General features: G+C 72.7%; 18 protein-coding genes. 14 read left to right on the plus strand and 4 right to left on the minus strand.

The window, feature by feature from the left end:
- The first annotated feature begins 63 nt into the window (after positions 1-63).
- The 12 genes from ACZ34W_RS16425 to ACZ34W_RS16480 all read left to right on the plus strand — a co-directional run bounded on the left by ACZ34W_RS16425 (position 64) and on the right by ACZ34W_RS16480 (position 15,043).
- On the plus strand, positions 64-909 hold the full coding sequence (locus ACZ34W_RS16425) for a glycosyltransferase family 2 protein (protein WP_329492347.1): 846 nt from the start codon (positions 64-66) through the stop codon (positions 907-909).
- 188 nt (positions 910-1,097) lie between these two features.
- Positions 1,098-2,039 (plus strand): ABC transporter permease, encoded by a 942-nt coding sequence (locus ACZ34W_RS16430; protein ID WP_465604573.1) that lies wholly within the window; start codon positions 1,098-1,100, stop codon positions 2,037-2,039.
- Positions 2,032-2,841 carry an ABC transporter ATP-binding protein gene (locus ACZ34W_RS16435; RefSeq protein WP_465604576.1) on the plus strand — a complete coding sequence of 270 codons (810 nt, stop codon included), beginning with the start codon at positions 2,032-2,034 and terminating at the stop codon, positions 2,839-2,841. Before ACZ34W_RS16430 ends, ACZ34W_RS16435 begins: the two co-directional genes overlap by 8 nt.
- 357 nt (positions 2,842-3,198) lie before the next feature.
- Complete coding sequence (gene hpnC / locus ACZ34W_RS16440) at positions 3,199-4,131, plus strand: squalene synthase HpnC (protein WP_465604579.1); 933 nt, start codon at positions 3,199-3,201, stop codon at positions 4,129-4,131.
- Between the two features lie 41 nt (positions 4,132-4,172).
- The gene (hpnD, locus tag ACZ34W_RS16445; protein ID WP_329492348.1) at positions 4,173-5,030 is read left to right on the plus strand and encodes a presqualene diphosphate synthase HpnD; all 858 of its coding nucleotides are present in this window, start codon (positions 4,173-4,175) and stop codon (positions 5,028-5,030) included.
- A 145-nt stretch (positions 5,031-5,175) separates the two neighbouring features.
- The gene (gene hpnE, locus ACZ34W_RS16450; protein WP_329490723.1) at positions 5,176-6,609 is read left to right on the plus strand and encodes a hydroxysqualene dehydroxylase HpnE; all 1,434 of its coding nucleotides are present in this window, start codon (positions 5,176-5,178) and stop codon (positions 6,607-6,609) included.
- 134 nt (positions 6,610-6,743) lie between these two features.
- The gene (locus tag ACZ34W_RS16455) at positions 6,744-7,832 is read left to right on the plus strand and encodes a polyprenyl synthetase family protein (protein WP_442906885.1); all 1,089 of its coding nucleotides are present in this window, start codon (positions 6,744-6,746) and stop codon (positions 7,830-7,832) included.
- A 7-nt stretch (positions 7,833-7,839) separates the two neighbouring features.
- The gene (gene shc / locus ACZ34W_RS16460; RefSeq protein WP_465604584.1) at positions 7,840-9,930 is read left to right on the plus strand and encodes a squalene--hopene cyclase; all 2,091 of its coding nucleotides are present in this window, start codon (positions 7,840-7,842) and stop codon (positions 9,928-9,930) included.
- Positions 9,927-10,619 (plus strand): 5'-methylthioadenosine/S-adenosylhomocysteine nucleosidase family protein, encoded by a 693-nt coding sequence (locus tag ACZ34W_RS16465; protein ID WP_465604587.1) that lies wholly within the window; start codon positions 9,927-9,929, stop codon positions 10,617-10,619. Before shc ends, ACZ34W_RS16465 begins: the two co-directional genes overlap by 4 nt.
- Before the next feature lie 2 nt (positions 10,620-10,621).
- Positions 10,622-11,647 (plus strand): adenosyl-hopene transferase HpnH, encoded by a 1,026-nt coding sequence (hpnH, locus tag ACZ34W_RS16470; RefSeq protein WP_329490725.1) that lies wholly within the window; start codon positions 10,622-10,624, stop codon positions 11,645-11,647.
- Positions 11,648-11,739: 92 nt separating this feature from the next.
- Positions 11,740-13,650, plus strand: a complete 1,911-nt coding sequence (dxs, locus tag ACZ34W_RS16475; protein WP_465604591.1) for a 1-deoxy-D-xylulose-5-phosphate synthase — start codon at positions 11,740-11,742, stop codon at positions 13,648-13,650.
- Complete coding sequence (locus tag ACZ34W_RS16480) at positions 13,640-15,043, plus strand: aspartate aminotransferase family protein (protein ID WP_465604594.1); 1,404 nt, start codon at positions 13,640-13,642, stop codon at positions 15,041-15,043. The genes dxs and ACZ34W_RS16480 overlap by 11 nt, the downstream gene beginning before the upstream one ends.
- 67 nt (positions 15,044-15,110) lie before the next feature.
- Here the strand turns inward: ACZ34W_RS16480 and ACZ34W_RS16485 are convergent, their stop codons facing one another.
- Positions 15,111-15,383 carry a DUF6343 family protein gene (locus tag ACZ34W_RS16485; RefSeq protein WP_465604597.1) on the minus strand — a complete coding sequence of 91 codons (273 nt, stop codon included), beginning with the start codon at positions 15,381-15,383 and terminating at the stop codon, positions 15,111-15,113.
- 75 nt (positions 15,384-15,458) lie between these two features.
- On the opposite strand from ACZ34W_RS16485, the gene ACZ34W_RS16490 reads away from it, so the two are divergent.
- Positions 15,459-15,647, plus strand: a complete 189-nt coding sequence (locus tag ACZ34W_RS16490; protein WP_329490729.1) for an I78 family peptidase inhibitor — start codon at positions 15,459-15,461, stop codon at positions 15,645-15,647.
- On the opposite strand, the gene ACZ34W_RS16495 is transcribed toward ACZ34W_RS16490, so the two are convergent.
- A complete protein-coding gene (locus ACZ34W_RS16495; RefSeq protein ID WP_465604601.1) occupies positions 15,598-16,383 on the minus strand; it encodes a phosphatase PAP2 family protein in 786 nt (261 codons plus the stop codon). The two genes, ACZ34W_RS16490 and ACZ34W_RS16495, sit on opposite strands and share 50 nt — an antisense overlap.
- Before the next feature lie 232 nt (positions 16,384-16,615).
- A complete protein-coding gene (fabG, locus tag ACZ34W_RS16500; protein WP_465604604.1) occupies positions 16,616-17,383 on the minus strand; it encodes a 3-oxoacyl-ACP reductase FabG in 768 nt (255 codons plus the stop codon).
- A gap of 423 nt (positions 17,384-17,806) precedes the next feature.
- On the opposite strand from fabG, the gene ACZ34W_RS16505 reads away from it, so the two are divergent.
- Positions 17,807-18,673, plus strand: a complete 867-nt coding sequence (locus tag ACZ34W_RS16505) for a MarR family winged helix-turn-helix transcriptional regulator (RefSeq protein WP_465604607.1) — start codon at positions 17,807-17,809, stop codon at positions 18,671-18,673.
- Between the two features lie 132 nt (positions 18,674-18,805).
- Here the strand turns inward: ACZ34W_RS16505 and ACZ34W_RS16510 are convergent, their stop codons facing one another.
- Positions 18,806-19,672, minus strand: a complete 867-nt coding sequence (locus tag ACZ34W_RS16510; RefSeq protein ID WP_465604610.1) for an aldo/keto reductase — start codon at positions 19,670-19,672, stop codon at positions 18,806-18,808.
- Positions 19,673-19,798 lie beyond the last annotated feature (126 nt).

Raw genomic sequence — 19,798 nt, forward strand, 5'->3', positions numbered from 1 at the left:
GCCGTGACGGAGCACCTCCCGGCCGCCGCCGACACCTTCCGGCTCGGCGCGGTCATCATCACCATGGGCAACCGCCCGGCCGAGCTGAACGCGCTGATCGAGTCGGTCCGCGCCCAGGAGGGCCCGACCGTCGAACTGGCCGTGGTCGCCAACGGCGCCCCGCTGCCGCCGCTGCCGCCGGGCGTGCGCAGCGTCGAGCTGCCGGAGAACCTCGGCATCCCGGGCGGCCGCAACGTCGGCATCGAGCTGTTCGGCAAGGACGGCCGGGAGGTCGACGCCGTCCTCTTCCTGGACGACGACGGCCGGCTCCCGGGCACCGACTCGGCCCGGCTGCTGCGCGAGGCCTTCAGCGCCGACCCGGAGCTGGGGATCGTCAGCTTCCGGATCGCCGACCCCGACACCGGCGTCACCCAGCGCCGGCACGTCCCCCGGCTGCGCGCCAGCGACCCGCTGCGCTCCTCCCGGGTGACCACCTTCCTGGGCGGCGCGAGCGCCGTGCGCTGCACGGTGTTCGAACAGGCCGGCCAGCTGCCCGCCGAGTTCTTCTACGCGCACGAGGAGACCGACCTCGCCTGGCGCGCGCTGGACGCCGGCTGGGCCATCGACTACCGGGCGGACGTGGTGCTCCACCACCCGACCACCTCGCCCGCCCGGCACGCCACGTACTTCCACAACGTGGCCCGCAACAGGGTGTGGCTCGCGAGACGGAACCTTCCGGCCCTGTTCGTGCCTCTCTATCTGGGAACCTGGTTCCTGCTGACCCTGGCCCGCCGCCCCTCCCCGGAGGCGCTCAAGGCCTGGTGGGGCGGGTTCCGGGCGGGCTGGCGCGAACCCTGCGGTACGCGGCGGCCCATGCGATGGCGTACCGTTTGGCGACTGACCAGGCTGGGCCGACCGCCGGTCATCTGATCGTACGGTCGGGCGGCCCCGCGATGATTTGAACCGTACGGTTCAGTCGTCGTACGGTCGTCCGATCGCAGCGGCCGGTGACCACGCACCGGCCGGACTCCCCCGTGATCCGAGTGGATCCCCCTCGGCGAAAGGCCGGCGGACCCCCGTCGACCGGCCTCCCCGACGATCCCGCGCGAAGGACGAATGTGTCGACAGTGAGTGAACCCGTCAGCCTCTCAGCCCCGAGGGGGGCGGACGCGGGCCTGACCCCCAAGCAGCTTGCGGACAAGTACGGTCTCGCGGTCAGCGGCAGACGACCCGGCCTCGTCGCCTACACCAAGCAGCTGTGGGCCCGCCGGCACTTCATCTGGGCCTTCGCCACCGCCCGCCTGGTGGCCCAGTACACCGACGCCAAGCTCGGCCAGCTCTGGCAGGTCGTGACCCCGCTGCTGAACTGCGCGGTGTTCTACCTGGTCTTCGGTGTGATCCTGCGCAGCAAGGACGGGTTCCCGGACGGCACGTACACCGCGTGGCTCTGCATCGGTGTCTTCGTCTTCCAGTTCACCCAGAACGCGGTGCAGTCCGGCACCCGGGCGATCTCCGACAACCTCGGCCTGATCCGGGCCCTGCACTTCCCGCGTGCCTCGCTGCCGATCGCCTTCACGGTGATCCAGCTCCAGCAGCTGCTGATCTCGATGGTGGTGCTGGTCGGCGTGGTGCTGGCCAGCGGCATCGAGCCCGGCCGGACCTGGCTCGCGGTGGCCCCGGCGCTCGTCCTGCAGTCGATGTTCAACACCGGGGTGGCCCTGGTGATGGCGCGGATCGGTTCCAAGACCAGTGACATCTCCCAGCTGATCCCGTTCGCGATGCGCGCCTGGATGTTCCTCTCCGGCGTGATGTTCAGCATCCAGGACAAGATCAACAGCTGGCCGGAGTTCTGGCAGAAGGTGATGCAGCTGAACCCGGCCTCGGTCTACATGGACCTGGTCCGGCACGCGTTCGCGCCGGTCATCTACAACAAGCACGTCCCCCAGCACCAGGTGCTCCCGCCGCACCAGTGGGCGTACGGCATCGCCTGGGCGGTCGGGATGTTCGTGATCGGATACGTCTTCTTCTGGAAGGCCGAGGAGGAGTACGGCCGTGGCTGACACCGACCTGCGAAAGGGCCTGACCGTGCAGGACCGCGACGTCGCACGCGAGCCCACCGTCGTCGTCGACGACGTGCACATCGTCTACCGGGTGCACGGCGCCGGCTCCGGCAAGGGCAGCGCCACCTCCGCGATCAGCCGGATCATCAGCCGCAAGCGCTCCGCGGGCGTGCGCGAGGTGCACGCGGTGCGCGGGATCAGCTTCACCGCGTACAAGGGCGAGGCGATCGGCCTGATCGGTTCCAACGGCTCCGGCAAGTCGACCATGCTGGCCGCCATCGCGGGCCTGCTGCCGACCGAGAAGGGCGGCATCTACACCAACGGCCAGCCCTCGCTGCTGGGCGTCAACGCGGCGCTGATGAACGAGCTCACCGGCGAGCGCAACGTCGTCCTCGGTTGCCTGGCGATGGGGATGACCCCGGCCCAGGTGCGGGAGCGCTACCAGGACATCGTCGAGTTCTCGGGCATCAACGACAAGGGCGACTTCATCTCCCTGCCGATGCGCACCTACTCCTCCGGCATGGGCGCCCGCCTGCGGTTCTCCATCGCCGCGGCGAAGACCCACGACGTGCTGCTGATCGACGAGGCGCTGGCCACCGGCGACCAGGCGTTCCAGCAGCGCAGCAAGAAGCGGATCGACGAGCTGCGCGGCTCGGCCGGTACGGTCTTCCTGGTCAGCCACGACAACAGCTCGATCCGCGAGGTCTGCGAGCGGACCATCTGGATCGAGGCCGGCGAGCTGGTGATGGACGGCCCGACCGAGGAGGTCGTGAGCCGCTACGAGCGCGGCGACCGGCCGTAGGACCGCAGGGCCCCGCACGGAGGGCCGGTGACCGGGGCAGCCCGGCCGCCGGCCCTCCGTCGTTCCCCGACCCGCCCGACCCCGGGTGGAACCCCGCCGTCCCCCGGGTGGCCCGCCGCTGCCCGGGTGAGCGCCCCGCGCGCCGGGTGGGGCGCCCTTTTCCGGCGCGGGCGGTGGTGTCACGCTGTAAGGCGCGGGGGTGGTGTGTCGCAGGTGACCCCCGATATCGGACGCGTGTCCGACTCGGGCCGGTCGTACCGAGCGGTGTAGAACGGGGGAGTGACAGCAGTGTCGGCTTCGGCCCAGCCCAGTAGTGAGTCCCGGCCCGGCGACGGGACGGCGGACGGTCCAGCGGGAGTGACCCTGGACAAGGCGAGCGCGGAGAACTTCCCGGTCGCCCCGTTCTTCCTGCCCGCCGCCTGGCGCGACGACCTGATGGCCGTCTACGGCTTCGCCCGGCTGGTGGACGACGCCGGCGACGGCGACCTCGCCGACCCGGCCGGCGCCGCCCGGCTGCTCGGGGTGGCCGGGCGGCCCCCCGTCACCACCCCTTCGGCCCAGCCCGCCCCGCCGGGTCCGGACGAGGTCGCCTTCCGGCTCGCACTGCTCGACGGGCTGGAGCGGGACCTCGACCGGGTCTTCGAGACCGCCCTGCGCCCCGCGGCCGCCGAGGCGCCCCGCCACCCGCTGATGCGCGCGCTCGTCCCGCTGGTGGACCGGCACGCGCTGACCCCGGAGCCGTTCCGCCGTCTGATCGAGGCCAACCGGGTGGACCAGACCACCGCCCGCTACGCCACCTACCGGGACCTGGTCGGCTACTGCACGCTCTCCGCCGACCCGGTGGGCCGGCTGGTGCTGGCCATCGCGGGCGTCTCCACGCCCGAGCGGATCGAGCTCTCCGACGCCGTCTGCAGCGGCCTCCAGGTGGTCGAGCACCTCCAGGACGTCGCCGAGGACCTCGCCCGCGGCCGGATCTACCTCCCGGCCGAGGACCTGGCCCGCTTCGGCGTCACCGAGGCCGACCTCGCCGCCCCGTCCGCCGGCGGCGCGGTGCGTGAGCTGGTCGCCTTCGAGGTCGGACGGGCCCGCACCCTGCTGGACCGCGGCGCGCCGTTGGTAGGTACGGTTCGGGGGAGGCTTCGACTGCTCCTGGCGGGATTCACCGCCGGCGGGTACGCGGCCCTGGCCGCCATCGAGGGCGCCGGGTACGACGTGCTCGCGCAGCAGACGAAGCCCGACAAGCGCCGCCTCGCAGCGAAGGCGGCGGCCATCTTCGCGAAGGGAAGGTGAACGCCCGAGTGGCGGCATCACCACTGGCGTCGGCGCAGGTCATGGCGGCGTACCGGTACTGCGAGGCAGTCACCGGACTGCAGGCCCGCAACTTCAGCTACGGCATCCGCCTGCTGCCGGAGCCGAAGCGGCTGGCCATGTCGGCCCTGTACGCCCTGGCGCGGCGGGTCGACGACATCGGCGACGGCGAGCTCCCCGCGGACCGCAAGGCCGAGGCACTGCTGCGCACGCGCGAGCTGCTGGACGAGATCCGCGCGGGGTCGGTGTCGGAGGACGACACCGACCCGATCAAGGTCGCCCTGGCGGACACCGCCCGGCGCTTCCCGATCCCGCTCGGCGGCTTCGACGAGCTGATCGACGGCGTCGAGATGGACCTCAAGGGCGCCGAGTACCAGACGTACGAGGAGCTCAAGGTCTACTGCCGCTGCGTCGCCGGCGCGATCGGCCGGATCTCGCTCGGCGTGTACGGCTGCGACGACCCCGAGCGCGGGGCCCGGTACGCCGACACGCTGGGCCTGGCGCTCCAGCTCACCAACATCCTGCGCGACCTGCGCGAGGACGCCCTCAACGGCCGCACCTACCTGCCCGCCGAGGACCTCGTCCGGTTCGGCTGCGAGCGGGGCTTCGCGCTGCCCAGGCCGCCGGCCGGCGCCGACTTCACCGGTCTGGTCGCCTTCGAGGCCGCCCGGGCCCAGGCCGCCTTCGAGGAGGGCCTGCGGCTGCTGCCGATGCTCGACCGCCGCAGCCGCGCCTGCACCGCGGCGATGGCCGGGATCTACCACCGGCTGCTCGGCCGGATCGCGGCCGACCCGGAGTCGGTGCTGCGCGGCCGGGTCTCGCTGCCGGGCTGGGAGAAGGCGTACGTGGCGCTTTCCGGGCTCGCCGGGGGGCGTTCTTGATTCTCGCCGCACTTCTGTCACGCTGTGTCAGCGGGGAATCACTTATGGGTAGAGCCGTGTTGACCACCGTGTTGGGCACGACCGTGTTGACCACGAGCGCCCCGGACCGGACCGGGTCGGGCGCCGGATGCGAGGGGGAGGGCCGATGACCGGGCGAGCCGATGCCGCGCGCCCGGCCGCCGTCGTGGTCGGCGGCGGCCTGGCGGGCATCACCACCGCGCTCCGGCTGGCCGAGGCCGACCACCGGGTCACCCTCGTCGAGGGCCGTCCCCGACTGGGCGGCCTGGCCTTCTCGTTCCAGCGCGGCGAGCTGACCGTCGACAACGGCCAGCACGTCTACCTGCGCTGCTGCACCGCCTACCGGGGCCTGCTGGACCGGCTCGGCGCGAGCCGGCTGGTCCACCTCCAGGACCGGCTGGACGTCCCGGTGCTCGGCGTGTCCGGGCCCGCGGCCGCGCCGGTGCGCACGCTCGGCCGGCTCCGCCGGGCGGGCCTGCCCGTCCCGCTGCACCTGGCCGCCAGCCTGGCCACCTACCCGCACCTGGCGCCCGCCGACCGGGCCCGGGTGGTCCGCGGCGCGATCGCGCTCCAGGGCCTCGACCTCGCCGATCCGGCGCTGGACGCGGTCTCGTTCGGTGACTGGCTGCGCCGCAACGGGCAGAACGAGCGCACCATCGCCGCGCTCTGGGACCTGGTCGGCGTGGCCACCCTGAACGCCCGGGCCGACCAGGTGTCGCTGGCGCTGGCCGCGATGGTCTTCAAGACCGGCCTGCTCTCCGATCCGGGCGCCTCCGACATCGGCATGGCAGCCGTCCCGCTCGGCGTGATCCACCACGACCGGGCGCTCGCCGAGCTGGAGCGCGCCGGTGTGAAGGTACTGCTGCGAGCCCGGGCGACCGAGCTCAAGCCGTCCGCCCCGCAGCACGCCGTCCGGCTGGAGAGCGGCGAGCTGCTCATGGCCGACACGGTGGTGCTGGCCGGCGCCCAGGACACCGCTGCCGCCCTGCTGCCGCCCGACGCCGTCGACGCCCAGCAGCGGCTGGCCGGCTTCGGCACCGCGCCGATCCTCAACGTGCACGTGGTCTACGACCGCAAGGTGCTGCGGCGCCCGTTCTTCGCCGCGCTCGGCTCGCCGGTGCAGTGGGTCTTCGACCGCACCGCGCACTCCGGGCTGGCCGCCACCGAGCTGGGCCGGGCCCACCCCGGGGCCCAGTACCTGGCGCTCTCCCAGTCCGCCGTCCAGGACGAGATCGACCTGCCGGTGGCCGAGCTGCGCCGCCGCTACCTGCCCGAGCTGGCCCGGCTGCTCCCCGCCGCCGGCGGGGCCGAGGTGCTGGACTTCTTCGTCACCCGCGAGCGCACCGCCACCTTCGACCCGGCCCCGGGCACGGCCGCCGTCCGCCCGACGGCCCGCACGCACGTCCCCGGCCTGCTGCTGGCCGGCGCGTGGACGGCCACCGGGTGGCCCGCGACCATGGAGGGCGCCGTCCGCAGCGGCCACGCCGCGGCCGACGCGGCGCTCGCCGGCGCCGGTACCCGGCTCCCGGTGGACCGCGGCGACGGGAGGTGGCCCCGGTGACCCAGGGCCCCGCCGCCGGTCCCGGCGACCCCGCGAGATCCGGCCGCCGCACCGCCGGCCGCACCGGTCTCATCGACATCGCAAGCGCCCGGCCGTCCCGCGCGGCCCGGCACCACCAGGGAGAGGGAACGCACGTGGAGTCACGCACCGGCACTGCCGTCGGAGGCACGGCGCACGCCGAACCGGTCTCGGTGCCGGAGCTGCTCGCCCGCAGCCGCACGCTCTGCACCCCGCCGTTGCGGGCCGCCGTCGCCCGTTTGGCCGCACCGATGGACACCGTCGGGGCCTACCACTTCGGCTGGATCGACCGGGACGGCACGCCGGCCGCGGGGGACGGCGGCAAGGCCGTGCGCCCCGCCCTGGCGCTGCTCTCGGCCCAGGCCGTCGGCGCCCCGGCGGAGGCCGGTGTGCCCGGTGGGGTGGCCGTTGAACTGGTGCACAACTTCTCCCTGCTCCATGATGATCTGATGGACGGTGACGAGACCAGACGGCACCGGGCCACCGCCTGGACGGTCTTCGGACCGGCCCAGGCGATCCTGGTGGGCGACGCCCTGGCGACGCTCGGTACCGAGGTGCTGCTCGACGCGGCCACCGCCGGTGGCACGAGCCCCACCGACGCCGCGCGCGCCGTCCGGCTCCTCACCACCGCCACCCGTCGGCTCATCGACGGCCAGGCCATGGACGTCGCCTTCGAACAGCGGGACAGCGTCACCGTCGCCGAGTGCCTGGAGATGGAGGGTGGCAAGACCGCCGCCCTGCTCGCCGCCGCCTCCGCGATCGGCGCCGTCCTGGCCGGCGCCGACGACCGGGTCTCGGACGCCCTCCAGCGCTACGGCCACCACCTCGGACTGGCCTTCCAGGCGGTGGACGACCTGCTCGGCATCTGGGGCGCCACCGAGGTCACCGGAAAGCCGCACTGGGGGGACCTCCGCCAGCGCAAGAAGTCCCTGCCGGTGGCCGCGGCCCTCGCCGAGGGCGGCTCGGCCTCGCGCCGGCTCGCCGAACAGCTGGCCGACCCCTCGGGGCGCGGCGAGGAGAGCGAGCCCGAGCTCGCCGCCCGCGCCGCGCTGATCGAGGAGGCCGGCGGCCGCGCCTGGACCCAGGAGGAGGCCCGCCGCCAGCACACGACTGCCCTCGCCGCTCTGGACGAGGTGCCCATGCCCGATGTGGTGCGCGAGCACTTCGTCGCACTCGCCGAATTCGTGGTGGTACGAGAGAGGTGACGTTACGTTGACAGCAACCGCGGACGGCCGGCTCGACCCTGAGTACGATTCCGAGCCGGTCGCGGTGGGCGACCGCCCCCCGGCGCTGCTGAGCGCCGGGCGGTCGGCCGACCGGCCCGACCAGGAGCAGGACGGTCCGCTCTCGGCCGAGGAGGCACTGGCGCGCGCCACCACCCACCTGCTCTCGCTGCAGAGCTCCGAGGGCTGGTGGAAGGGCGACCTGGAGACCAACGTCACCATGGACGCCGAGGATTTACTGCTCCGGCAGTTCCTCGGGATCCGGACGGAGGAGCAGACCAAGGCCACCGCCGAGTGGATCCGCTCCCAGCAACGGGAGGACGGCACCTGGTCCACCTTCCACGGCGGACCGGCGGAGCTCTCCACCACGGTCGAGGCCTACGTCGCGCTCAAGCTCGCCGGTGACGATCCCGACGCCCCGCACATGCTCGCCGCCGCCCGCTACGTCCGGTCCGCCGGCGGCATCGCGGCCGCCCGGGTCTTCACCCGGATCTGGCTGGCCCTCTTCGGCTGGTGGCCCTGGGCGCGGCTGCCCGAGATGCCACCGGAGATCATCTTCCTGCCCAAGTGGCTCCCGCTGAACATCTACGCCTTCGGATGCTGGGCCCGGCAGACCATCGTGCCGCTCACCATCGTCTCGGCGCACCGCCCGGTGCGCCCCGCGCCGTTCCCGCTGACCGAGTTGCACACCGACCCGGAGCACCCCTTCCCCGAGCGCCCGCTCGCCCCCGCCACCACCTGGGACGGCGTCTTCGAACGCCTGGACAAGGTGCTGCACGCCTACCACCGCCGGGCGCTGCGCCCACTGCGCCGGCTCGCCCTCTCGCAGGCCTGCCGCTGGATCGTCGAGCGGCAGGAGGCGGACGGCTGCTGGGGCGGGATCCAGCCGCCCGCCGTCTACTCGCTGATCGCCCTGCACCTGGAGGGCTACGAACTCGACCATCCGGTGATGCAGGCCGGGCTCTCCTCCTTCGACCGCTTCACCGTGCACACCGCGGACGGCCGGCGCTGGCTGGAGGCCTGCCAGTCCCCGGTCTGGGACACCTGCCTGGCCACCATCGCGCTGGCCGACGCCGGGCTGCCGGCCGATCACCCCGCGCTGGTCTCGGCCGTCGACTGGATGCTCGCCGAGGAGATCACCCGGCGCGGCGACTGGTCCGTCCAGCGGCCCTCGCTCGCCCCCGGCGGCTGGGCGTTCGAATTCGAGAACGACACCTACCCCGACATCGACGACACCGCCGAGGTGGTGCTCGCCCTGCGTCGGGTGGCCCACCCCGATCCCGCCAAGGTGACCGGCGCGGTCGACCGCGGGGTCGGCTGGAACCTCGGCATGCAGTCCAAGAACGGCGCCTGGGGCGCCTTCGACGTCGACAACACCAGCACCCTGCCCAACAAGCTGCCGTTCTGCGACTTCGGCGAGGTGGTCGACCCGCCGTCCGCCGACGTCACCGCCCACGTGGTGGAGATGCTCGCCGAGGTCGGCAAGGGCAAGGACCCCCGCACCCGCCGGGGCGTGGAGTGGCTGCTGCGCAACCAGGAGGCCGACGGCTCCTGGTTCGGCCGCTGGGGCACCAACTACATCTACGGCACCGGCTCGGTGCTGCCCGCCCTGGTCGCGGCCGGCGTCCCGGACGAGCACCCGGCGATCCGCCGCGCCGTCCGCTGGCTGGAGGACCGGCAGAACACCGACGGCGGCTGGGGCGAGGACATGCGCTCCTACGAGGACCCGGCCCGCTGGGCCGGGCGCGGCGACTCCACCGCCTCGCAGACCGCGTGGGCGCTGATGGCGCTGCTCGCGGCCGGCGAGGGCCCGGACGGCCGGGCCAACCCGGCGGTCGTGCGCGGGGTCGACTGGCTGGCCCGCACCCAGCTGCCCGAGGGCACCTGGGACGAGCCGCAGTTCACCGGGACGGGCTTCCCGTGGGACTTCTCCATCAACTACCACCTCTACCGGCTGGTCTTCCCGGTCACCGCGCTCGGCCGGTACCTGCACGGCACTCCCGCCACCGGCCGGGACAGCGTCCCCGGCGCCAAGGGCGCCCCGGCCGGCGGCAGCCCGGTGATCGGGGCGGCCCGGTGAAGCCCGCTCCGCTGCTGGTGCTCTGCGCACTCGGCCCCGAGGTCTGGGCCCTGCGTGGAGGGGACTGGCGCGGCGCCGCCGGCGGGCCGCCGGTACTGGTCCGCACCGGTGTCGGTCGCCGCCGGGCCGCCCACACGGTCAGACGGCTGCTCACCTCGGCGCCCGGCGGCTACGGCGCCGTCGTGGTGGCCGGATTCGGCGCGGCCGTCGCGCCGGGAATAACACCCGGTGACGTGATCGTTGCGGACGGCGTGCGCGATGCCGAGGGGAACCTCTTCGCGGTCGACTCCGGGCCCGAGCTCAGCCGGGCGCTGAAGACGCGTGGGCTGACGGTCCACACCGGCGTGCACCACACCGCCGACCACGTGGTGCGCGGTCTGGAGCGGCGCGCCCTGCACCTGCAGGGCGCACTCGCCGTCGACATGGAGGCCGCGGCGGTCCTCGCCGCCCTCCAGGAGATCCGCCCGGCCCTGCCCGCCGCCGTCCTGCGGGTGGTGGTCGACACCCCCGAGCGCGAGCTGCTGCGCCCGGGCACCCTGCCGGCCGGCGTCCGCGCCTGGCGGACGCTGCGCGCCACCGTGCCCGCGCTGGTCGACTGGCACCAGCAGAACCGGCCGCGGCAGGCAGGCCCGCGGTCCGCAAGCCTCAACCACCCCACACCCTCGACGCTCCCTCAGGAGGCGAGCTAGCCATGGCCATGCCGTTGCGCCAAACCGTGCGGGTCGGCACCTACCTCATGCAGCAGAAGCTCAAGCGGCGGGACAAGTTCCCACTGATCGTCGAGCTGGAGCCGCTCTTCGCCTGCAACCTCGCCTGTGAGGGGTGCGGCAAGATCCAGCACCCGGCGGGTGTGCTGAAGCAGCGGATGCCGGTCGCCCAGGCGGTCGGCGCGGTGCTGGAGTCGGGCGCCCCGATGGTCTCGATCGCCGGCGGCGAGCCGCTGATGCACCCGCAGATCGACGAGATCGTCCGCCAGCTGGTGGCGCGCCGCAAGTACGTCTTCCTCTGCACCAACGCGCTGCTGCTGCGCAAGAAGCTGGACAAGTTCACCCCCTCGCCGTACTTCACCTTCACCGTGCACATCGACGGGCTGCGCGAGCGGCACGACGCCTCGGTGGCCAAGGAGGGGACCTTCGACGAGGCGGTGGAGGCGATCAAGGAGGCCAAGCGGCGCGGCTTCCGGGTCACCACCAACAGCACCTTCTTCAACACCGACACCCCGCAGACCATCATCGACGTACTGGACTACCTCAACGACGACCTCAAGGTCGACGAGATGATGATCTCCCCGGCGTTCGCCTACGAGAAGGCGCCCGACCAGGAGCACTTCCTCGGCGTGGAGCAGACCAGGGAGCTCTTCCGCAAGACCTTCTCCGGCGGCAACCGGCGCCGCTGGCGGCTCAACCACAGCCCGCTCTTCCTGGACTTCCTGGAGGGCAAGGTCGATTTCGAGTGCACCGCCTGGGGCATCCCCAACTACTCGCTCTTCGGCTGGCAACGCCCCTGCTACCTGATGGCCGACGGGTACGTGCCCACCTACCGCGAACTGATCGAGAAGACCGACTGGTCGAAGTACGGCCGCGGCAAGGACGCCCGCTGCGCCAACTGCATGGCGCACTGCGGCTACGAGCCGACCGCCGTCCTCGCCACCATGGGCTCGCTCAAGGAGTCGCTGCGCGCGCTCACGGAGACCGTCGGCGCCAACCGCGGTCACTGACCGCGCCCCGCCCGGCACGGGGTCGCCCCCGTGCCGGGCGGTCCTGCCACAGGGGGGCACCACAGCACTGCTCCGAGTCGTGAGGTGAACACATGCCACTGCTCTCCGGCGTCACGTCCCCGGCCGACCTCAGAAAGATCCCGGCCGCCGACCTCCCACTCCTCGCCGACGAGATCCGCGCCTTCCTGATCGATGCCGTCACCCGGACCGGAGGCCACCTCGGCCCGAACCTCGGGGTCGTGGAGCTGACCATCGCGCTGCACCGGGTGTTCGACTCGCCCTACGACCGGATCGTCTGGGACACCGGCCATCAGAGCTACGTCCACAAACTGCTCACCGGGCGGCAGGACTTCTCGAAACTGCGTTCCAGGGGCGGCCTGTCCGGCTATCCCTCGCGCGCGGAGTCCGAGCACGACCTGGTCGAGAACTCGCACGCCTCCACCGCCCTCTCCTACGCCGACGGCCTCGCCAAGGCCGCCCAGTTGCTCGGCCAGCACGACCGGCAGACCGTCGCGGTGATCGGTGACGGCGCGCTCACCGGCGGGCTCGCCTGGGAGGCGCTCAACAACATCGCCGAGGCGCGGGACCGCCCGCTGGTGATCGTCGTCAACGACAACGAGCGCTCCTACGCCAGGACCATCGGCGGCCTCGCCCACCACCTCGCCACGCTGCGCACCACCCAGGGGTACGAGCGCTTCCTCGCCCTCGGCAAGGAAGCGCTGCAGCGCACCCCGCTGGTCGGGCAGCCGATCTTCGACGCGCTGCACGGCGCCAAGAAGGGGTTCAAGGACGCCTTCGCCCCGCAGGGCATGTTCGAGGACCTCGGGCTCAAGTACCTCGGCCCGATCGACGGCCACGACCTGGGCGCCGTCGAGCAGGCGCTGCGCCAGGCTCGCGGCTTCGGCGGCCCGGTCATCGTCCACTGCCTGACCGTGAAGGGCCGCGGCTACGGTCCGGCCGAGCAGGACGAGGCGGACCGCTTCCACGCCGTCAACCCGATCGACCCGTACACCTGCCTGCCCATCGCGCCCAGTGCGGGGGTCTCCTGGACGTCGGTGTTCGGCGAGGAGATGCTCGCGCTGGGCGCCGAGCGGCCGGACGTGGTCGCGATCACCGCCGCGATGCTCCAGCCGGTCGGGCTGGCCAAGTTCGCCAAGGCCCACCCGGAGCGGACCTTCGACGTGGGGATCGCCGAGCAGCACGCCGTGACCAGTGCGGCGGGGCTGGCCACCGGCGGGCTGCACCCGGTGGTCGCGGTCTACGCGACCTTCCTCAACCGGGCCTTCGACCAGGTCCTGATGGACGTCGCCCTGCACCGGCTGGGCGTGACCTTCGTCCTCGACCGCTCCGGGGTGACCGGGCCGGACGGCGCCTCGCACAACGGCATGTGGGACATGTCGATCCTCCAGGTCGTCCCCGGCCTGCGGCTGGCGGCCCCGCGCGACGCCGACCAGCTGCGGGCCCAGCTGCGCGAGGCGGTGGAGGTGACGGACGCGCCGACGGTGGTCCGCTTCCCCAAGGGGAACATCGGGCCGGCCGTCCCGGCCGTGGAGCGGATCGGCGGCGTCGACGTGCTGCTGCGGACCGGAGAGCTGCCGGAGATCCTGCTGGTCGCGGTGGGCACCATGGCGGGCGCCGGGCTGGACGCGGCGCGCCTGCTGCTGGCCGAGGGGTTCACCGCGACGGTGGTCGACCCGCGCTGGGTCAAGCCGGTCGACCCGGCCCTGCCCGCGCTGGCCGCCGCGCACCGGCTGGTCGTCACGGTCGAGGACAACGGCCGGACCGGCGGCGTCGGCGCGGCGGTCGCCCAGGCGCTGCGGGACGCCGACGTGGACGTCCCGGTGCGGGTGCTCGGCCTGCCGCAGGAGTTCCTCGGCCACGCCGCCCGGGGCGAGATCCTGGAGGAGACCGGGCTGACCGGCACCGGGGTCGCCGCGCAGACCGCGGCCTTCGCCAAGAACCTGCTACCGACCCGAGGAGCGAACCAGCGCCATGCAGGCTGACCCCGGCAACGAAGCCCGCTTCGACCTCGCCGCCCTGCTCGCCGAGCGCGGGGGCGAACGGTACGAGCTGCACAGCCGCCACCTGAATCCGCAGCTGCCGCGGATGCTGCACACCATCGGCTTCGACAAGTACTACGAGCGCGCCGAGGGCCCGTACTTCTACGACGCCGAGGGCAACGAGTACCTCGACATGCTCGCCGGGTTCGGCATCTTCGCGCTCGGCCGGCACCACCCGGTGGTGCGCGGCGCCGTCCAGCAGGTGATGGACCTCGACCTGCCGGACCTGGTCCGGTTCGACTGCTCGCCGCTGCCCGGCCTGCTCGCGGAGCGGCTGCTCTCGTACACGCCGGGGCTGGATCGGGTCTTCTTCGGCAACAGCGGCACCGAGGCGGTCGAGACGGCGCTGAAGTTCGCCCGCTACGCCACCGGGCGCCGGCGCGTGCTCTACGCCGACCACGCCTTCCACGGGCTGACCACCGGTTCGCTCTCGGTCAACGGCGAGAGCGGGTTCCGCAAGGGCTTCGATCCGCTGCTGCCGGACACCGCGATCCCGCTCGGCGACCTCGGGGCACTGGCCAAGGAGCTGAAGAAGGGCGACGTCGCGGCCCTGATCGTGGAGCCGATCCAGGGCAAGGGCGTGCTGGCCCCGCCACCCGGCTGGCTGCGGGCGGCACAGGAACTCCTGCACGAGCACAAGGCGCTGCTGATCTGCGACGAGGTGCAGACCGGCATCGGCCGGACCGGGGAGTTCTTCGCCTACCAGCACGAGGAGGGCGTGCTGCCCGACCTGGTCTGCGCGGCCAAGGCGCTCTCCGGCGGCTACGTCCCGGTCGGGGCGACGCTCGGCAAGGGCTGGATCTTCGAGAAGGTCTACTCCTCGATGGACCGGGTGCTGGTGCACTCGGCCAGCTTCGGCTCCAACGCGCAGGCGATGGCGGCGGGCCTGGCGACCCTGGAGGTGATGCGGGACGAGAAGGTGGTGGAGAACGCCCGCGCCGTCGGGGACAGGTTCCGGGAGCGGCTGGCGGCGCTGGTCGACCGGTACGAGCTGCTGGCCGAGGTCCGCGGCCGGGGCCTGATGGTCGGCATCGAGTTCGGCCGGCCGAAGTCGCTGAAGCTGCGGACCGGGTGGACGGCGCTGCAGGCGGCCCGCAAGGGCCTGTTCGCCCAGATGGTGGTCGTCCCGCTGCTGCAGCGGCACCGGATCCTCACCCAGGTCTCCGGCGACCACCTGGAGGTGATCAAGCTGATCCCGCCGCTGATCATCACCGACCGGGACGTGGACCGGTTCATCGACGCCTTCACCGACGTGATGGACGACGCGCACCGCGGGAGCGGCCTGATGTGGGACTTCGGGCGGACGCTGGTGAAGCAGGCGGTCGGCAACCGCTGAGCGGGCCGGGCCGCGGCGGAGTGGGAAGTCGGCCGGGCCGACTTCCCACTCCGTGGGAGACACCGCGTCAGAGCTCGGTCCGGCGGCGCCGGATGACGATGACGAGATCGACCACGGCGAACAGGGTGAGGAGCCCGCAGGCCACCGCGAATCCGGTGAGCGTGCCCCGGCCGGGCGCGCCGTACGCCGGGGCGTTGGCGGCCCATATCGCGAAAGCCACCGTCGCGACGGCGAACAGCGGGGTGAAGGTCAGGGAGAGCAGATAGCGCAGTTTGAGGTCGCTCCGGGCGGTCCTGGGTTCGGTGCCGCTGCGCCAGCGCCGCGGCGTCGTGGCTCGCATACCCGCGCACCTCCCGTCGGGCGGGATCCGGTCTACGATTCCAGCGTACGTCCGGGTACGAGTGGGGGAGTGGCGATGCCGGAAGCGGACGCGGAGGGCTACGCGGGCCTGCGGGTCGAGCGGGCGCGGGAGCTGGCCCACCGGGACGGCTGGACCTCGGTGCGGGTCCTCCAGCCGGGGGCGATGATGACCATGGACCACCGCGAGGGGCGGCTCAACCTCGCGGTGCGCGACGGGGTCGTGGAACGCAGCTGGGAGGGGTGAGCGCCGGCCCCCGGCGCCGGGCGGTCCGCTGTTCGAGGGCGGTCACCAGGGGCTCCAGCAGGGGCAGCGAGAGCAGCACCAGCAGGCCCGCGGCCCAGCCGGCCAGGACGTCGGTGACCCAGTGGGTGCCCAGGTAGATCGTGGTGAGCCCGACCGAAGTGGCGGTGGCGCCGGCGAGCACCGCGCCGCCGCGCCGCCACCGGACCGCCAGGTAGGCCAGGACGCCCCAGGTGACCACCGCGTTGGCGGTGTGTCCGGAGGGGAATATGGTGCCGCCGGAGAAGAGTTCGGGCGAGCCGACGTAGTGCGCGTAGTGCGGGCCCAGCCGGCCGGTGACGATCTTCACCGCGCCCACCGTGACGTTGAGCAGCAGCAGGGCCGCCCCCATCACCAGCAGCGGGCGCAGGCGCCGCAGCCGGAGGGCGCGCCAGCCGAGCCAGGCGAAGGCCGCGACGGCGGACGGGCCGCGCTGCCCGGCCACCACCCAGTTGTCGAGCAGCGGCTGCGGCCCGGGCCACCGTTCGTAGGGGCGGGCGAGGCGCACCGCCCAGTCGAGGTCGACCAGCGGGGTGTCGAGGAGGACGCCCGCCACCACCATCAGGTAGCCGAGCGAGGTGAGGGCCAGCAGCCCCGCGCGGCGTCGGCCGAGCGGGGGCCAGCCGGGTTCTCCGGAGGTGCGGCGGGAGCGCTTGCCGCGGCTGGTCGGGTTCTCCTGCAATTCACTCGGCGCTCGCACGCGGGTGACCCTACCCAGTGGACCGGCGTGACTCCCGGTGGAATTCGGAATTCTTCGGAGCGGCGTTTGAATGACCGGATCGCCCTCGCTCCGGTCCGATTTCCCGATATTCCCCTATCGAATGTTCAAGCGAACACCGATCGCCCATTCCCAAGGGCGGGCAAAACACACGGAGTGGGAGACCGGCCACGCCGGTTCCCACTCCGTGGTAACCCTGTGTAGGTTCGATGGCTCAGTCGAGGGGACCGCCGGCCACGTAGATGACCTGGCCGGAGACGAATCCGGCGCCCTCGCTCGCCAGGAACGAGATGGTGTGCGCGACGTCCTCGGGCACACCGACCCGCTGGACCGGGATCTGCGAAGCGGCGGCCTTCTTGAACTCCTCGAACTCCATCCCGACCCGGGCGGCGGTGGCCGCCGTCATGTCGGTGGCGATGAATCCGGGGGCGACCGCGTTGGCGGTGACGCCGAAGCGGCCGAGTTCGATGGCGAGGGTCTTGGTGAAGCCCTGCAGACCGGCCTTCGCGGCGGAGTAGTTGGCCTGGCCGCGGTTGCCCTGGGCCGAGGAGGAGGACAGGTTGATCACGCGGCCGAAGCCCGCGTCCACCATGTGCTTCTGCACCGCGCGGGTCATCAGGAAGGCGCCGCGGAGGTGAACGTTCATGACCGTGTCCCAGTCGGACTCGGACATCTTGAAGATCAGGTTGTCGCGCAGCACGCCCGCGTTGTTCACGAGGACGACCGGCGGGCCGAGTTCGGCGGCGATCCGGTCCACGGCGGCCTGCACCTGTCCGGCGTCCGCGACGTCCGCTCCGACGGCGATCGCCCGGCCGCCGGCGGCGGTGATCCGGTCGACGGCGTCCTGGCCGGCCGCCTCCTCCAGGTCCAGCACGGCGACGGCGTAGCCGTCGGCCGCCAGCCGCTCGGCGGTGGCGGCGCCCAGGCCGCGTGCGGCGCCGGTGACGACGGCGACCCTGGGGGCGGTGCTCTGCTCGGTCATGCTCGCTCTCGTCTCTCTGGGATCTCGCCGGGAGGCTCCCTAGGAGTCGCCCGGCGGAGGGTGGACCGCTGAGTGGGCCACACCCTACCGGCGAGTAGGGTGCGCGGCCAGGGCGGAAGGCGCAGGTGACCGAGGGTAAGGACCGGCCGGTCGGCTTTCTCCTGCGAACGGGTTACCCACGGGTCGGCACGGCGCGTAAATATGCCAATGTTGCCGAACCTGCGTCTACTATCCGCCCCCGCCTGCCAGCAAGGGCCAGCCGTTTGTATAGTGTCCGCCAGCAGCCACCGGCTGCACGGCTGGAGCGCCCTCCCTCACAGCGGGACGCCCACTCGCCGTTACTGCCCCACCCGGGTGTCCCACACACACCGGGTGTGACATCGGGACGGATACATGGTGCTGGGGGAGATCCCGACGACCCGCGTGTCCGCGCGACTGCAGCAGTCGCCCGGGCACCTGATCCGCGTTGCACAGCAGGTACACACCCGTCTGTGGTCCGAACACGTCGGAGCCGATCTCACGGCTCCGCAGTTCGCCGTTCTGCTGGTCCTCGCCCTCGAACCGGGTGCTGACCAGCGGACGGTCGGCGAGCGCGCCTCGCTGGACAAGGCCACGATGGCCGAGATGGTCGCCCGGCTCGTCCGGCGCGGCCTGGTGTTGCGACGCCGCGATCCGGCCGACGGCCGGCGCAAACTGCTCGCTCTCTCGCAGAGCGGCGCACAGGCGGTGCGCGAGGCCACCGGCGGAGTGGTCCGTGTGCAGCGCACGCTCTTCGAGCCGCTCGCGGCCGAGGAGCAGCTGGAGATTGTCCGGGTGATGGCCAAGATAGCCAGGCTTGAACCCGCTGCGGTCGCCGTCCTCACCGACGCGCGGCCGATGCTGGACGCCCAGCGGGCGATCGGCTATCTGATCAGGGTGAGCCAGCAGGTGCACACCAAGCTCTGGTCGGAGCACGTCGGTTCGGAGCTGACGGCGCCGCAGTACGCGGTGCTCGACGCCCTCGAACTGGAACCGGGCGCGGACCAGCGCACGGTCGGTGAGCTGGCCTCGCTGGACAAGGCCACGATGGCCGAGATGGTCAGCCGGCTCGTCCGGCGCGGCCTGGTGCAGCGCCGGCGCGACCCTTCGGACGGGCGGCGCAACCTGCTGTCGCTCTCGCCGGCGGGTCAGGACCTGCTGCACCGTTCGGCCGCGGGCGTCGCCGAGGTCCAGCGGCTGCTGCTCGGTCCGCTGGACGAGGACGAGCACGAACCGGCGATGGCGCTGATCGCCAAGGCGGCCAGGCTCTAGCCTTCGCCTTCGAAATCCAGCCAAAACGATTCGCCAACGTACCGAAGGCCGCCGACCCGAATGCGGGAAGGCGGCCTTCGGTGTTGACGGCCCTTCAGGAGCACGGCGACGGCGCCGTGCTCACCGAGGGTGTCAGCTCCAGTCGAACTCCTGCGGGTCCGGACCGATCCGCACGCCGGTGGCGAGGCCGGCGATCGCGGCGAGGTCGGCCGCGTCCAGCTCGAAGCCGGCCACGTCCAGGTTCTCCTTGATCCGGGAGGGGGTGACCGACTTCGGGATCGCGACGACGCCGCTCTGCAGGTGCCAGCGGAGCACCACCTGGGCGACCGTGCGGCCGTGCTTCTCGGCGATCTGCGCCAGCACCGGCTCGGCGAGCAGCTCCTTGCCCTGGCCCAGCGGGCTCCAGGCCTCGGTGGCGATGCCGTGCCGGGCGTGGAAGGCGCGCAGCTCGTCCTGCGGGAAGTACGGGTGCAGCTCGACCTGGTTCAGGGCCGGCACGACCGAGGCCTCGTCGAGCAGGCGGGTGAGCTGCTCGGCCCCGAAGTTCGAGACGCCGATCGACTTGACCCGGCCGTCGGCCAGGAGCTGCTCGAAGGCCTTCCAGACGTTCGGGAAGGTGCCGTGCATCGGGCGCGGCCAGTGGATCAGGTAGAGGTCGAGGTACTCCAGGCCGAGCTTGGCCAGCGAGGCGTCGAACTCGCGCAGCACCGCGTCCCGGCCCTGCGGGCCGGACCAGTCGCGGGTGCCCGAGTTCCAGAGCTTGGTGGTGACGTAGAGGTCCGCACGGGCGACGCCGCCGCCCGCGATCGCCTCGCCGATCGCCCGGCCGGTGCCGGCCTCGTTCTCGTAGATCGCCGCGGTGTCGATCGAGCGGTAGCCCGACTCGACGGCGGTGCGGACGGCGGCCGTGGCCTCGGCGTCCGGGACCTGCCACACGCCGAAGCCCAGCTGCGGGATCTGCGAGCCGTTGTTGAGGGTGACGCTGGGAATGGTGCTCACGGGAAGGGGTGCCCTCCTGGTTGTCCATAGGTTCGTGTGGACCAACCTGCCCGTTGTCCGGATTGTTCCCGGCCGGGCAAAGAATTTTCTGACGCGTTGTACCGGCGTGCGCAGGAGGTCCGGGAG

This window comes from Kitasatospora sp. NPDC022856 (assembly GCF_055561235.1).